Consider the following 14879-nt stretch of genomic DNA (forward strand, 5'->3'; position numbering starts at 1 on the left):
AGAGCCCGATAAACTCCATCCATTTGGATATGGTATGGAGGTTTATTTTTGGTCTTTCATGGTCGCGATCCTTATTTTCGCATTGGGATCCGGTATCTCCTTTTATGAAGGCATCCATGCGATCCAATCCCCGACAACGATCAAAAACCCGAACTGGAACTACGCCATCCTGAGCCTTGGCCTGATCTTTGAAGGTTGGGCCTGGTCGGTCGCATACCGTGAATTCAAAAAGGTTATCGGCCAACAAGGGCTTTGGCGGGCAATCAAGCGTAGTAAAGATCCGACAATCTTTACTGTTTTGCTAGAAGATACTGCCGCGATGCTGGGGCTATTGATTGCCCTGATCGGTATTTCAATCGCACAATATTACGATGCTCCGATTTTTGATGGTATTGCATCCGTTCTTATTGGCGTTCTACTGGCATCGGTCGCCATCATTCTCTCTATAGAATGTAAAGGCCTGTTAATTGGTGAAAGTGCATCGATCGAAGTAACCGGGAAAATCGAAAACATTATCAAAAGTGATCCCGGAATTCTGGCCGTAAATGAAACTCTGACCATGCATTTAGGCCCAGATGATATCCTGCTGAACATCAGTGTCGACTTTAAAGAGGACATGGGGGCAAATGAAGTTGAAGCGTCGACATCACGGTTTGAACAGCAAATTAAAGCTGAATTTCCACAAATTCGGCGTATTTTTATCGAAGCACAAAGTATTGCTGGGCACCGCGAGAATTTAGCGACCTAGCTCGTTTAGTATGAAGTAGAGGCAGTACAGACTATGCAGCAGGATCCAAACCGGGACCAAAAACGCGAAGAAAATTTTAATAAGGTAGAAAGGCTCCCGGCCTTGAGAGCGGATCAGTTCGTGTCCCCATTACCCCGCAAGCTGTTTGAATGGTGGGCCGGGTTTGCCCCAGCCCTTCCCTCGCGTGATGATTTCGACATCACACAGCATCGAAGTTTACCCGCCAACATATTCTTAATTGAGGTTCTGGGGCCCGGTCATTTTCTCTATCGCCTTCATGGCGATACGGTGGCCGACCTGATCGGCCGACGAACCCTTAATCACGAATTTTCTGAAGAGAATGGCAGCATTGATGATCGACTGTTAGCCAAGCATATGTGGCGTGTGGCGACTGAAAAAGTAGCCTATCAGTGTTTTGGCGACCTTGCGATCATGGACCGAGAATTCATTAATTTTGAATCCGTTGATTGCCCGCTCGAAAACGAGGACGGTATTGTCACCCATATATTGGGGGTTTTCGCTGAAGTGAGGTAAAACAGGATCTCCGTCTGTTTATCCAGCGAGCCCCGGTAATAAAACACTTAAACCCGTTGTGACCATCCCAACGGACACCGCAACCAGCATCATACCCATTATTCGGGTCACAATAATCCGTATCTTGTTGGAGAGCATCTTGCCTATGGCACTGGCAAAAAACAGTACAACCAGCATGATGGCCATGATCAGCAACAACGACGCGCCATACGCAACGTAATGCTCAACCTTTTTCGTCTGATACGCATAAATGGTCAGGGTCGTAATGGTACCCGGACCAACTATGATGGGAAAGGACATGGGATAAAATGCAACCCCACCCTCTGTATCCAGATAGTTTTTTTCTGTATTTGTCCCTGTATGAGACGACATTTCCCGACCGTTCAGCATGGAAAAAGCAATACCAAATAAAACTATGCCGCCAGCGATCCTGAAGTGATCAACAGTGATACCGAAAAATCCGATAATATTATGACCTGCAAACGCCACCACAATACACAGGATCGAACAGGATAAGACTGTCTGCACGGCGATTATACGTTGCTGTTTGACCGTTTCCTTATTGGTCATCGCCAAAAAGATCGGCAAGATCAGAAAAGGGTTCATAATTGCAAAAAGCGCCCCAAAAAACTTGGTCGCAAAAATCATATCCATTCCAGGTGCCCTCTCTACAAAAAACGGTACCGCAACGCCGCACCCCGAGTGTTTTAACGTCAAGGACTGAATATTTCGATAAACTATTTGGGTTTTATACGGCCAAAATCAGTTTGAATATTATTATTCAGCCCTTTTTTGGGGTCCATAACCCCCTATTCGGTCCCAGATCGGAAGAAAACAACCCAGTGCCAATGAGGTTTTCCCAGCTCTAAATGCCACTTCACTGCCAGGAGTGCCCGGTCCGGCAGACTTTCCCAATTGGTAAACGGTATTTCGTCAGCAGACAATTGCACCTTATAACTGTGTAAAAGCCGCCGGGCCTCGGTTGTCTCTGACCAAAGCCTAGAATTCGTTATATCAATGCCCAATGCTTCAGCGCGGACCAGAACCTGCTCATAGGGCCGCCCCATATCCATTCCGTATTCGTATTTGCATAACGGTACCGTCATAGCTACGGAAACCTCATGATCTTCTGCATTGGGAAACGATCAGGCATCAATTCGATCGGCCAGTCTGGAAAGCAACAGTGAAGTCCGCTGAAAATATTGTGAATTATTGTTGAGAATGTAACAATATTACAATCAAATCATATCTTAGGTCTGCATGTTCATGGCAAAACAACTAAAATTAATTATTGTCGGTTGGTTTCTATTTGCGACCCTTCTGATGGCATTACTGACCAGCATGAATTTTGCGGGTTTAAAAGAAGAATTCAATACTAAAGCGGGGGCGATACATCGACTGATCTCCCAACGCGCAGATCAGCACGATGCTCACTTGACTGGTTTGTCTGCATTGGCCTCTGCAAATGAAAAACCGTTAAAAGATATGATGTTGAACTTGTCGGAGACAATTCGTAAATTTTACTCACGCATTGAATATGTTGATCTGATCAAGTTGGACAAAAACAATCCTGAAACAGTGTTTTCAACTCGGTATTCCCATTTGGCACAAAATGATGCCCGTGCCATTAATGATGCAGCCTTTGCATCTGACGGTCGACTTCAGATTATCCCCTCATCAAATGGATATTTTTTAGTCAAACGTTCTCCGAATTCAGATAGTGCACGATATGGATTAGCTCTGTTTATAAATGCAGAGAAACTTATCGAGAATGAACTGGATTTCAACTTAAACACACAGATCGTCCTAAAAACAAATTCTGGCGTGATCGTATATTCCGTCGGACAGACAGCACCCGAAAGTTGGTTTACTCAAGATATTTCGTTTTCAAAGTTGTTGGGCAGCAAAAGCCAGCCATTGACGTTGGTTATCTCACAGCAATTGCATTTAACTGATTACATCCGTTGGCAAACGACTTTACCAGTGCTCTTATTCACTTTGATTGGTATTGTATTTTCTAAAGCCTTTTTAACTCAACGACAGAAAGCGCGACTTGCCGAAGAACGAGCGTTACTTGGTGAGCATGAAGCACGAATTGCACAAGCCTCACGAATAAATGGTTTGGGCGAGATGGCTTCTGGTCTGGCACACGAAATAACCCAACCCTTAACGGCGATCCTTAGTCAAAGCCAGGCAGGTGTTCGGCTTGTTGAAACAAGACCAGATGATCTTGAGACTTTGAAGCAGGTTCTTGGGAATATCTCCAAGCAAGCACAAAGAGGGGGTGATATTGTCAATCGGCTTCGGACCTGGACCACACATAATACAGAAACGATGGAAATGTTTGACCTGAACTCTGTTGCCGAGGGTATCCGAGATCTCATGAAAGCTGATCTCAAGGAGAAAGGGATTACAATAAAGACGACGCTTCACCCTGAACCGCTAATTATTCAGGCAGACCATGTTGCCATTGAACAAGTGATTTTCAATCTATCACGAAATGCCGTAGATGCGATGGAGGGGATAGGATCGGGACACCTTCATTTTTCGACAGACATTGACCAACAAAGTGCAGTTTTCTCGGTCAAAGATAATGGAAGAGGTCTTGATGAAGAGACACTTCACCATCTATTTGAGCCATTTTACACAACCAAAGAAAAAGGTATGGGCTTGGGCTTGTCGTTATGTGAGAACATTATCAACCGATACGACGGGCAGATTGAAATCACGAATAATGATGTCGGTGGTGTCACTGTACTTGTGAAACTTCCTCTTACAGACAACGGAACAGCATAATGAATACACGGGTCTATTTGGTCGATGATGACGAAGCCGTGCGAGACGGGTTGAGTCTGTTATTGCAAACCATGAACTATGATGTAACCACATTTGCAGACCCTAAGAGGTTTTTAAGCGACCTGCCAACTCTGCAAGCAGGATGTATCATCATGGATATTCGAATGCCAATGGTCTCAGGTCTAAAAGTGCAGGAAAAGCTGCTGGAGGCAAACTGCGCCTTTCCAATAATTATTATAAGTGGTCATGGTGATATCAACGCTTGCCGTAAAGCATTTAAAAATGGAGCCATTGATTTCATCAGTAAGCCGATTAATGAACAAGACTTGATTGATGCAATTCAGAAAGGCGAAGAAGTCCTGCAAAGCGAAAGTATAAAACAAGAAGAGGCAAATGAGGTTATTTCCCTTGTTAAAAAACTTACACCACGAGAAAAAGAGGTTCTTGAATTGATTTCACGCGGATGGACCACCAAGGAAATTGCTTCAAGCCTTGATCTGTCACCACGCACTGTTGAAAGTCACCGGGCAAAAATTGCAGATAAATTTGGGACAACATCTGTGGCTGAAATGGCGCGGATCGTTTTCGAAGCAGGTTTAAAGTATCCGTAGCACTACGGATACGTGGTCGTTACCCTACGAATTACAATATTAGCAAAAAAACCATAACTTGATTCCAGGACAACACATCATGGAGTTAAGCATATGAAAATCATTCCTTCGACATTTGTAAAATTTGGTTTCGCTGTAATGGGTGCAGCAATGACAACATCTGCAATGGCCGCAGATCTGCCGACAGCACCGTACCTGCCGCTTGACATGGCACAAAAGGCTGCAAACGCGGCAATTCAACAATGTAAAGCGGATGGTTTCAATGTTAGCGTGGCGATTGTTGCCCGTTCTGGCGAAACAAAAGTTCTTCTGAAAGCAGATGGTTCTGGTCCACACACAGTTGGAAGCAGCACAGGTAAAGCCTTCACATCGGCAAGCATGGGTCGTCCGACAATGGGTCTGGCAATGTTCCTTAAAGATCACCGAGAATTGGACGGCCTGAGAGACATGGACTCTCGTTTGGTTATTCTGGGCGGTGGTCTACCGATTAAAATCAACGGTGCTTTGGTTGGCGGTATTGGTGTCGGTGGCGCACCGGGCGGTGACAAAGATGAAAAATGCGCAAAAGTTGGTTTGGCTGCAATTGGTGCTGAATAACTAATGTCAGGTCGGGGTATGTGAATTGTGAAAGGAATGAGATTATGATTAAGAAGTTTGTATATTGCACATTATTGAGCTTGTATCTTCTATCGGCAACTCACAGCAACGCGCAAACCCCGCCATCCTCCAACGAAATTTCTCAATATTCGCCTTTTTTAATGTCCGTTCTGAAAGGTGACGCCACGAAGGTACAAGGATATATCAGTCAAGATATTGACCTTGAACAACGAGACACTGCCGGTCGTACGGCACTTCATATTGCTGCATTTCAGTCTGATGAAGACATGTTTTCTCTTCTTGTTCAGGCTGGGAGTAACGTCAATGCTTTTGAAGACGACCAGTATGATGTCGTAACAATTGCTGCAGTAGCCAATGATATTGAAATGTTAGAACTTGCTCTATCATCTGGTGGTGACGCGAAGAATACAACCAGCCCATATGCAGGCACAGCGTTAATTGCTGCCGCTCACCTTGGTCATGTAAAAGTCGTTGAAATGTTGCTGAACGCAGGTTCAAACGTTGATCATGTGAATAACCTGGGTTGGACAGCCTTATTGGAGGCAATCATTTTAGGGGATGGCGGCAGTAATTATGTAGAGATTGTTGAACGACTACTCAGTTTCGGCGCAGATAAGACGCGTACCGATAATCAAGGTGTTCTGCCCATAACACATGCTCGGCAAAGAGGGTATACTGAGATCATTCGATTACTTGAATAAACGTCACCGGATGTTTTATTAAGCCAAGTATTCAGGGCTTTATGACGAATATTCTTCACAATTACTCACCTGTTGCAGCGGATATTCAGGAAACACCGGACAAATCTGTACTGCCACAGGAAGAACGGGGTGCCACAACGGCACAAGAGCCTGGATTCCTGTGCGGCGATATTTCCCGACCGTTCAGCATGGAAAAAGCAATACCAAATAAAACTATGCCGCCGGCGATCCTGAAGTGATCAACAGTGATACCCAAAAATCCGATAATATTATGGCCTGCATACGCCACCACAATACACAGGATCGAACAGAATAAGACCGTCTGCACCGCGATTATACGTTGCTGTTTGACCGTTTCCTTATTGGTCATCGCCAAAAAGATCGGCAAAATCAGAAAGGGGCTCATAATTGCAAAAAGCGCCCCAAAAACACTTGGTCGCAAAAATCATATCCATTCCAGGTGCCCTCACCATAAAAAACGGTACCGCAACGCCGCACCCCGAGTGTTTTAACGTCAAGGACTGAATATTTCGATAAACCATTTGGGTTTTATACGGCCAAAATCCGTTCGAATATTGTTTTTCAGCCCTTTTTTGGGATCCATTACAATCTGATCGGCACCAGATCGCGAAAAAACAACCCAGTGCCAGTGCGGTTTTCCCTGCTCTAAATGCCATTTCACGGCCAGAAGTGCCCGGTCCGGCAGACTTTCCCAATTGGTAAACGGGATTTCATCAGCAGACAATTGCACCTTATAACTGTGTAAAAGCCGCCGGGCCTCAGTTGTCTCTGACCAAAGCGTAGAATTCGTAATATCAATACCCAATGCTTCAGCGCGGGCCAGAACCTGCTCATAGGTCCGCTCCGTTATCCATGCCGTACTCGCAAGGGCACAACCGGTGACATGCTGCTGAATAACGGGTGCGTGGGGGAATACCATAATATCGTAAGCTAAGCCCTATCTAAACCATTGATAACAGGGTAAATCATACCATAAAACTATTCCCTTTTCACAAGCCCTCTTTTAAGAAAACACAATATTCTGTTTTACCGACGCCAACAGGAAAAAGTATTCGTTGTCATGGGTTTTGTGACAGACAACCGCCAAAAATAAAAGGTTCTTTCGTACATCAGTTTGTCAGCACGCGGCCCTTTGCAAACCTTCGAGCTCGGTATGTTTTACGTTTTGAACTTCTCCAAAGCTGACATTCGGTAATAGGCTTGAGTAAATGCACTTAAACGGCAGCTCTGCGGACAACGTGGTCGAGTTGTTGCGATGCGGCGAATGTCGGCAATTGCGCCGATTTTCAAAGAGTTCACATCAATCACAAGCAAATTATCACGCTTAGACAGTGAGGTTTAATCGCCTTTTACCGCGATCATTTCTATCGGAGAGATCCGATTTGCAGCTAAATTCGCGACCATATTCGGGATTTTTTCTGCGCTCGATTGCTTCATGAGAACGTGCAATCCTAAAGGCGGCGGGCCCTCAGCCGCATCGCCCGCTGCTTTCATCTTCTTGAAAAACTCCATGGCAAACGCGCGACGATTGTTTTCTTTTACGTTGGCAAACCCATTGGCCTTTAACACTGCTTGATAGTCTTCAGGGCGTGCCAGCCAACTTGTCTCAGACGTGTTTGACCAAGGGACCGGGTAAATCAGCTCTTCATCATTGGTCTTCATGATGTCATAGATACCAAATCTCGCTCCGGGTTTAAGAACGCGCGACACCTCTGCAGTCAGGGTCTGCTTGTCTTGGATGTTCATGCCAACATGCATCATGAACGCACCGTCGAAACGCACCGCCTCAAACGGCAGAGAGAGCACACTTTCGTGATGAAGCTCAATGCGATCGGATAGGCCAACCCATTCGCAAAGCGCCTGTCCTGTTTCGACATACTCAGCAGTCAAATCCACACCCACAACCTTTGCTCCGTAGGTTTTTGCTAAAAAACGCGCTGCCCCCCCTAAGCCACACCCGACATCAAGAATCGTCTGAGAAGGCTTAATTTCGAGTTGGTTCAGAAAATGTGCACTCGCGACCCGGCCACCGATATGAAATTCATCGACCGGCCCAAGATCCTCAACACTCGCATTTTCTGCCTTAACTCCTTGTACCTCGAGTCCCGCCTTTATGGCCGCCAGAAGGTTTCCGTGGGCATAGTGAGTGGATATTTTTTCAGCATAGTCCATAATGCTCAGCTTTCCCGACGTATGACTGTGCACGTCTTATCAAATGTGTGACGTCGAATAGCTAAACAGTGGACCTTTTGCTCTCACAATGCAAGAAAGCTGAAAGCCGACATTAAAAAGCACCGAAGAAACGGCCGCTCTGTCCTAATAGCGGGCGTTGGTTGCGATGCAGAAAGTCGGTAACTTTTGGGCCCATAGCGGCAAATTTTGGTTTCTTCCGTTCTGGCTGTGTTAATGTCTGTTTTAGCTTGCTTTGATACTGCTTAGTATAAAGGCGTCAAGGTCCGCTTCCCGCCCGCGACGGACTTTCATTGCATGGCCCTTAACAACCGCTTTTGCCTTTAGTAAATTGTCAGCTGAGCGAATTGATGCAAAATTCGCTCAGATATAAATATTCACACCTCTACTGCGCACCGACACGCGTTGCCATCAAGCTCCAGTCCCTACTCTACCGTTACAGATTTCGCCAGATTGCGGGGTTGGTCAACGTCCGTGCCTTTTAAAACGGCCACATGATAGGCGAGGATCTGAACCGGGATTGCGTACAGGATCGGAGTTACAAACGGATCGACCGTTGGAATTTCGATAGATCCAAGGGCATGTTCGCCCAGTTGCTTCATTCCTTCTGCGTCAGACAGGAAAATCACTTGGGCATTTCGCGCCATGACTTCCTGCATGTTTGAGGCTGTTTTTTCAAAGAAATGATCGGTGGGGGCAACCACGATGACCGGAACGGTTTCGTCAATCAGCGCGATGGGCCCGTGTTTCAGCTCTCCCGCCGCGTATCCTTCTGCATGGATATAGGAGAGTTCCTTTAATTTCAGCGCCCCTTCAAGGGCAATGGGATAACCGGGTCCCCGGCCGATATAGAGAATGTCTCTGGCTTCAAAGATTTTTTTGGCAAGCTCACGAATGGCGCCGTCATGATCCAGTATTTCGGCGGCCCGCGCGGGCACCTCGGAAAGCGCCGAACTTAAATGCGCTTCTTCTTCAGCAGACAACGTACCCCGCTTAACACCAGCATCAATCGCAATACAGGCAAGCGTTACCAGCTGGCAGGTAAAGGCTTTTGTCGAGGCAACCCCGATTTCAGGCCCTGCTTTGGTGTGAAAGACAAAATCTGACTCGCGCCCCATCGAGCTTTCTTCAACATTGATGATACTGGCAATATGCTGGCCTTGTTGCCGGGCATAGCGTAATGCTGCCAACGTGTCCGCCGTCTCACCTGATTGAGAGATAAACAGCGCCAGTCCGCCTTTTGGTAACGGCATACTGCGATACCGGAATTCAGAGGCGATATCCACTTCAACCGGCAGATGTGCCAGACCTTCAAACCAGTATTTAGCGACCATGGCGGCATAATAAGACGTACCGCAGGCGACGATTGTTACTTTTGGCAGGTCCGTCCAACTGAACGGAAGATCAGGCAACGTGATGGTCCGTGATTTCGGGTTAAAAAACCCGTTCAGTGTTTCCCCGATCACCGCCGGCTGCTCGACGATTTCTTTCATCATGAAATGGCGATGATTTCCTTTGCCTATCATCGCGCCGGAAAGCTGAGTGAGCTTGATTTCACGCTCAACCTGTGCCCCATTTCCATCGTAAATGGTTGCCCCTTCCCGGCGCAGAACCGCCCAGTCCTCTTCTTCCAGATAGGAAATCCGGCTGGTAAGCGGCGCAAGCGCCATGGCATCAGAGCCGAAAAACATTTCGCCATCCCCCCAGCCAATAGCAAGAGGGGCGCCGCGCTTGGCGCCAATCATCAGATCATCTTCCCCCTTGAAGATAACGGCGAGTGAAAAGGCGCCCTGAAACTTTTTAAGAGACAGCGCAATGGCTTCTTCAGGTGTTTTTCCATCCTCCAGAAAACTGGTAATGACCCAGGCGGCAATTTCCGTATCTGTTTCCGATGAAAAAGAATAACCCCGTGGCTCAAGCTCAGCGGCCAGTTCCCTATAATTTTCAATGATCCCGTTATGCACAAGGGCAACAAGCGGTGTCATATGCGGGTGAGCATTGGTCTCGTTGGGAACCCCATGGGTCGCCCACCGGGTGTGACCAATACCGGTAAGCCCGGTCAAGGGATCTTCGGTTACGACTTTTTCCAGATTGACAAGCTTCCCCTCTGCCCGTCGGCGGTCCATCAACCCGCCCGTCTGGACAGCAATGCCCGCGCTGTCATATCCTCTGTATTCAAGTCGTTTCAAACCACCGATCAGAGATGGGACAACATCCGTTTTGCCCAAGACACCGATTATTCCGCACATAGATCCTCTTATCCGCTAAAAAGCTTCTGAATTATTTCTTAAGCCGGGCTTTCATGGCCCGAAAACGTTTTGCCCAACCCGCTTTTTGGGTTTCTGAGGCGCGCTCCACCATCAACGCATCCTCTGCAACCTCTTTGGTAACTGTGCTACCGGCTCCAATAATCGCCCCTTTACCAATCCTGACAGGCGCAACAAGGGCCGTGTTAGAACCAACAAACGCACCGGCCCCAATCACCGTCTTTGCCTTGTCATAACCGTCGTAATTACATGTAATCGTGCCGGCCCCGATATTAGCCTGTGCCCCGACATGCGCGTCCCCGATATAGGAAAGATGGCTGACCTTGGCCCCATCGTCCAAAGACGCTTTTTTTACCTCGACAAAATTTCCGACTTTCACCTCTTCGCCAAGCGCGGCGCCCGGTCGTAAGCGGGCATAAGGACCTACCTGCGATTTGGCGCCAACTGTTGCACCTTCGATATGGGAAAAGGCTTTGATACGTACCCCATCCGCAACGGTGACGCCCGGACCAAAGAACACATTGGGCTCGACAACCACATCCTGCCCCAAAATAGTGTCATGGCTGAAGAAGACACTTTTAGGATCAATCAGCGTTGCGCCTTGTGTCATGGCCTGTTTGCGCCAACGTTCCTGCGCAATTTCTTCAGCTTCGGCCAACTGAACCCGGTTGTTCACGCCCAGTAGTTCAGTCTCCTGTCCCTTGACGACCTTGCAGGTCAATCCTTTTGAACGGGCGATCGAAACAATATCCGTAAGGTAATATTCACCTTTTGCATTTTCATTGCCGACCGCTGAAATCAATCCTTCAATATGTTCCGATGAAATCGCCATAACGCCTGAATTACAAAGTCTTACCGATTTCTCTTCATCTGTTGCATCAGCGAATTCAACGATGGCTTCAAGATCGCCGGCCTCGTTTGTCACCAGTCGTCCATATTCCAGTGGGTCCTCCGGCTCAAAGCCCAGAACCACGACAGCATTGTCCGTTGATGCCCGGCGTGCCTCGATCATCGCCTGCAATGTTTTTGCTGTTATTAACGGCGTATCTCCGTACAGGACCAGTATATCCCCGACAAAGCCCTCCAGATCAGGAAGGGCTGCGGCCACCGCATGACCGGTTCCAAGAGCCTCTTTCTGCACAGCTGTCTGCGCTGGGGCCACTTCTGCCCGCACGTCATCCATACCCGATGCCACAACGACAATGTTTTTGGTCGCGTTTAAAGTGGAAACAGTATCCAGCAAATGAGACACCATTGCCCTTCCGGCAATTTGATGCAGTACTTTTGGCATTTTCGACTTCATGCGGGAACCCGCACCAGCCGCCAGGATAACGGTCGCGATCGCTGTCATTTAGTCTCTCAATATAAAATATTGCAATAGATCAACTTTTATCTGTTGATTGCACTCTTACACAATGATTACTTTGCTCCCAAATCAAACAATGTTACGGGATTTTTCACAAATGCACCCTATGAACCTGCTTTTTGATCTGGATGGGACCCTTTTGGATACCGCGCCAGATCTTCACAATACCCTAAATCATTGTTTGAAAACATTTGATAGAGACCTCGTATCTCTTGAAAGTGTCAAACATATGGTCGGTCAAGGCGCCCGTGTTTTGCTGGAAAAAGGTCTAAAAGCGACCGGTGGGTTACCTGCCAATGATGAATTTGAAGAACTGGTTACTCTTTTCTTTGATCACTACCGGGATCACCTCTCCGTTCATAGTTTTCCTTACCCGGCCGTACGCGAAACGTTGGACCACTTGCAAAAGTCCGATTGCAAAATGGGGGTTTGTACCAATAAGCCGTACGAATTTGCCAAGACGATCATTCATGATTACCAAATGGCAGATTACTTTTCCGTTATCACGGGCGGAGATAGTTTTGACATCCGAAAACCTGATCCTGCCCATATTACGAAAACACTGGAAATGCTTCCTCCATTGAACGGCCCCTCGGTCATGATCGGGGATACCCACAATGATATCGATGCGGCTAATTCCGCCGGTATTTATAGTATTGCTGTCACCTTTGGATATTCCCAAACCCCTGCAAATCAGTTGGGTGCAGCCTATGTTATTGATCATTTTGATCAATTGACCGGAATTTTAGATGAAATCTCTAGGCATCATCTGGAAAAAGCGGAAGGGTCCTGACTTTACTGCCGGACGGGATTTCTTTCTTTTCGATCCAGCTACGAATATCTTCCCAGACCACAGGGGCCTGCAAATCGCGAAGCAGAAGATGCCATCCCTTGTCATACAGGACGATATCAGCACTTTTCGGTAACCTCTGAACCACATCTTCAACCGGTTTCTTTGGGATGACCTGATCGTTTGCGCCATACAAAACAAGGGTCGGCAGCGTCATTTTTTCAGCGCTCTCATAGGCATCATCCATAAGACCGACCAAACCGTACACCGCATCCAGACGCGTCTTTTTGATGAAATACGGATCGCGACCAAGATTTCTGAGCATGGGAATGTTATCAGACGCCTGTATTCCAAGGCCTTTCCCGCTTGCTTTTACCCCACCGAAAAAATGAGCACTTACCCATAAGCTGCTCTTATAAAACAGATTTAGGCTTTTCCAGCCCCACACTGCGGGCGCAGACAGGATAACACCATCAACCTCGGGAAAATTAGCTTGAGTGACGGATCTTATGACAACCGCGCCGCCCATACTTTCGCCCAATAAATAGACGGGTTTGCCGGGATGCCGAGTTTTGATGAGCGTAACAAGTGATGACAAATCCCCGGTTAAACGGTCACTTGTCGCCCATATGCCCCGCTGTTCTGTTTCACCAAACCCCCTTTGGTCATACGCGTAGGTTGTCAGGCCTTTTTGCATCCACCAGCTTGCCGGAAAGGAAAAGCCATTTCGATAATCGTTAAACCCGTGAACCGCGACAATAACCGCTTTCTCGTCCTCAAGGGCCGGCCATTGTTTGATCGGCAATGAAACACCGTCTTGTGCAATAAATTGACTTTCTTTCAGTTCCGGCGCCTGATTTATCGTTCCCGAACGTTGAACCATCGGTGAACAGGCACCAATGAAAAGCAAAGCAATGACAAAACAGTATTTTAACTTGAAGCGCATTTGGATCACGTCCACCCTTTAACGACTGAGTGGTTTATATTCTAGTGCAACTCTATGGAAGGATGAAAGGGGTTCCCTAAATCATGCTCGCTTTATTACACACGGCCCTTTTGAGCCTTTTCTTTACCATTTTAGTAAGTGGTACATCGTCGGCGGTCGTGAAAAGGATGACACCGGCGCATAATGTAGGTGGGTATGTGGATGTCGGACCAACCGCGGATTATGTTTTTCAGCCCTCGCCTATCCCCAGTGAATTACCGGTTGCCAGCGAACAGGCGCGAAATCAGTTTTTACAAAACGGCTTCCAAAAGAACCTACAGGATTATTTAAAAACCTATCCTGCGACAACGGCGATCCTTGTCGTGGAGGCAGGCCAGATTTTATATGAAGCATATCAGGGCGTTGGATCTGAAGTCTCTGAATTTTATAGTATGAGCATTGGCAAAAGTCTGACCAGCCTTGCTGCTGGACAGGCCGTTTGCGGCGGACTTATCCCATCCCTCGATCAGAGCGCCAATATGGTTGTGCCTGAGTTTGGTGAAACATCCTTTGGCCGCTCGACCGTTCGTCACCTTTTGACCATGAGCAGCGGAGCCTATCAATCCGTCAGAAGTGGCCAGCCTAAATTTACTGGTGGTATTGGCTCAAACCCCAGAACAGGGAAACCTTTCAACGGTTATTCCTGGCCCATCCGTTTGGGTCAGGTTACGGTTTCCGACATTCTTTGGGGGCCACTATGGGAACGGATTGAAAACAAAAACGTGCACTCTCCCGGTGAAATGTTCATCTACAAAGGGGCTGACACGCTTGCGATATCAACAATTGTAGAGCGCCGTACCGGGAAACCCTTGGCCGCGTATTTCGATCAAATGATTTGGCAGAAAACCGGGCCTGAAGGCCCCGCCCACTGGGAAGCCGATAGAAATGGGGCGACCATGGCGAGTTCAGGATTTCAGGCCCGCCTAAAAGATTGGGGACGCCTTGCCGTCTGGATCCTTAAGGAACGCAAACAAAATACCTGTTTTGGGGAGTATTTAAGGAAAGCCACCAGCACACAAATCACACTCCCCAGCACCCTGAAAACGTCTTTTAGAGGATATGGGTATCAATGGTGGACCGATAATAAAAGGGCGCCGGGCTTTTGGGGACTTGGTTATGCGGGGCAAATGCTGGCGCTTAATCCGGAAACAGACAAAATCATGATAAAATTCAGCTACCGACAGGACTCCGGATCCGGCATCCAGTTTATGTCCATTTTTGATCGGTGGAACAAACTTTGATATTCGCAGTT

The 14879-nt window shown here is 47.4% G+C and carries 16 protein-coding genes; 8 read left to right on the forward strand and 8 right to left on the reverse strand.

Translation table 11 applies throughout. From position 1 onward, the window contains the following. Positions 1-748: cation diffusion facilitator family transporter (locus ACJAYR_RS14010; protein WP_415237185.1), on the forward strand; the 748-nt coding region annotated here is incomplete at its 5' end. Positions 749-781: 33 nt separating this feature from the next. Further along, positions 782-1282, forward strand: coding sequence for a PAS domain-containing protein (locus ACJAYR_RS14015; protein WP_415237186.1), 501 nt, complete (start codon positions 782-784; stop codon positions 1280-1282). An 18-nt stretch (positions 1283-1300) separates the two neighbouring features. Here ACJAYR_RS14015 and ACJAYR_RS14020 read toward each other — a convergent pair whose 3' ends face one another. Both ACJAYR_RS14020 and ACJAYR_RS14025 read right to left on the reverse strand, forming a co-directional pair. Continuing rightward, positions 1301-1936 (reverse strand): MarC family protein, encoded by a 636-nt coding sequence (locus ACJAYR_RS14020; protein WP_415237187.1) that lies wholly within the window; start codon positions 1934-1936, stop codon positions 1301-1303. Between the two features lie 155 nt (positions 1937-2091). Further along, positions 2092-2388 carry a hypothetical protein gene (locus ACJAYR_RS14025; protein ID WP_415237188.1) on the reverse strand — a complete coding sequence of 99 codons (297 nt, stop codon included), beginning with the start codon at positions 2386-2388 and terminating at the stop codon, positions 2092-2094. Between the two features lie 160 nt (positions 2389-2548). Between ACJAYR_RS14025 and ACJAYR_RS14030 the strand changes: the two genes are divergently transcribed. The 4 genes from ACJAYR_RS14030 (at position 2549) to ACJAYR_RS14045 (ending at position 6008) form a co-directional block, all read left to right on the forward strand. Continuing rightward, entirely contained in the window at positions 2549-4078 is a 1530-nt protein-coding gene (locus ACJAYR_RS14030) for a sensor histidine kinase (RefSeq protein WP_415237189.1), read from the forward strand. Then, positions 4078-4689: a response regulator transcription factor gene (locus tag ACJAYR_RS14035; protein WP_415237190.1), complete on the forward strand. Its 612-nt coding sequence runs from the start codon at positions 4078-4080 to the stop codon at positions 4687-4689. Before ACJAYR_RS14030 ends, ACJAYR_RS14035 begins: the two co-directional genes overlap by 1 nt. 138 nt (positions 4690-4827) lie before the next feature. Next, the gene (locus ACJAYR_RS14040; protein WP_415237215.1) at positions 4828-5286 is read left to right on the forward strand and encodes a GlcG/HbpS family heme-binding protein; all 459 of its coding nucleotides are present in this window, start codon (positions 4828-4830) and stop codon (positions 5284-5286) included. Between the two features lie 44 nt (positions 5287-5330). Next, complete coding sequence (locus tag ACJAYR_RS14045) at positions 5331-6008, forward strand: ankyrin repeat domain-containing protein (RefSeq protein WP_415237191.1); 678 nt, start codon at positions 5331-5333, stop codon at positions 6006-6008. A gap of 85 nt (positions 6009-6093) precedes the next feature. Here ACJAYR_RS14045 and ACJAYR_RS14050 read toward each other — a convergent pair whose 3' ends face one another. The 5 genes from ACJAYR_RS14050 to glmU form a co-directional block, all read right to left on the reverse strand. Next, entirely contained in the window at positions 6094-6450 is a 357-nt protein-coding gene (locus tag ACJAYR_RS14050) for a MarC family protein (protein ID WP_415237192.1), read from the reverse strand. A gap of 72 nt (positions 6451-6522) precedes the next feature. Next, positions 6523-6948, reverse strand: a complete 426-nt coding sequence (locus ACJAYR_RS14055) for a hypothetical protein (RefSeq protein ID WP_415237193.1) — start codon at positions 6946-6948, stop codon at positions 6523-6525. Between the two features lie 419 nt (positions 6949-7367). After that, complete coding sequence (locus ACJAYR_RS14060; RefSeq protein WP_415237194.1) at positions 7368-8201, reverse strand: SAM-dependent methyltransferase; 834 nt, start codon at positions 8199-8201, stop codon at positions 7368-7370. A 443-nt stretch (positions 8202-8644) separates the two neighbouring features. Next, a complete protein-coding gene (glmS, locus tag ACJAYR_RS14065; protein WP_415237195.1) occupies positions 8645-10468 on the reverse strand; it encodes a glutamine--fructose-6-phosphate transaminase (isomerizing) in 1824 nt (607 codons plus the stop codon). Between the two features lie 31 nt (positions 10469-10499). After that, positions 10500-11837: a bifunctional UDP-N-acetylglucosamine diphosphorylase/glucosamine-1-phosphate N-acetyltransferase GlmU gene (glmU, locus tag ACJAYR_RS14070; protein ID WP_415237196.1), complete on the reverse strand. Its 1338-nt coding sequence runs from the start codon at positions 11835-11837 to the stop codon at positions 10500-10502. 112 nt (positions 11838-11949) lie between these two features. Between glmU and ACJAYR_RS14075 the strand changes: the two genes are divergently transcribed. Next, positions 11950-12645, forward strand: coding sequence for an HAD family hydrolase (locus tag ACJAYR_RS14075; protein ID WP_415237197.1), 696 nt, complete (start codon positions 11950-11952; stop codon positions 12643-12645). On the opposite strand, the gene ACJAYR_RS14080 is transcribed toward ACJAYR_RS14075, so the two are convergent. Further along, complete coding sequence (locus ACJAYR_RS14080; RefSeq protein ID WP_415237198.1) at positions 12611-13588, reverse strand: lysophospholipase; 978 nt, start codon at positions 13586-13588, stop codon at positions 12611-12613. The two genes, ACJAYR_RS14075 and ACJAYR_RS14080, sit on opposite strands and share 35 nt — an antisense overlap. 83 nt (positions 13589-13671) lie before the next feature. On the opposite strand from ACJAYR_RS14080, the gene ACJAYR_RS14085 reads away from it, so the two are divergent. Then, positions 13672-14868 carry a serine hydrolase domain-containing protein gene (locus ACJAYR_RS14085; protein ID WP_415237199.1) on the forward strand — a complete coding sequence of 399 codons (1197 nt, stop codon included), beginning with the start codon at positions 13672-13674 and terminating at the stop codon, positions 14866-14868. Positions 14869-14879 lie beyond the last annotated feature (11 nt).

Source organism: Sneathiella sp. (assembly GCF_047631475.1).
GTDB lineage: Bacteria > Pseudomonadota > Alphaproteobacteria > Sneathiellales > Sneathiellaceae > Sneathiella.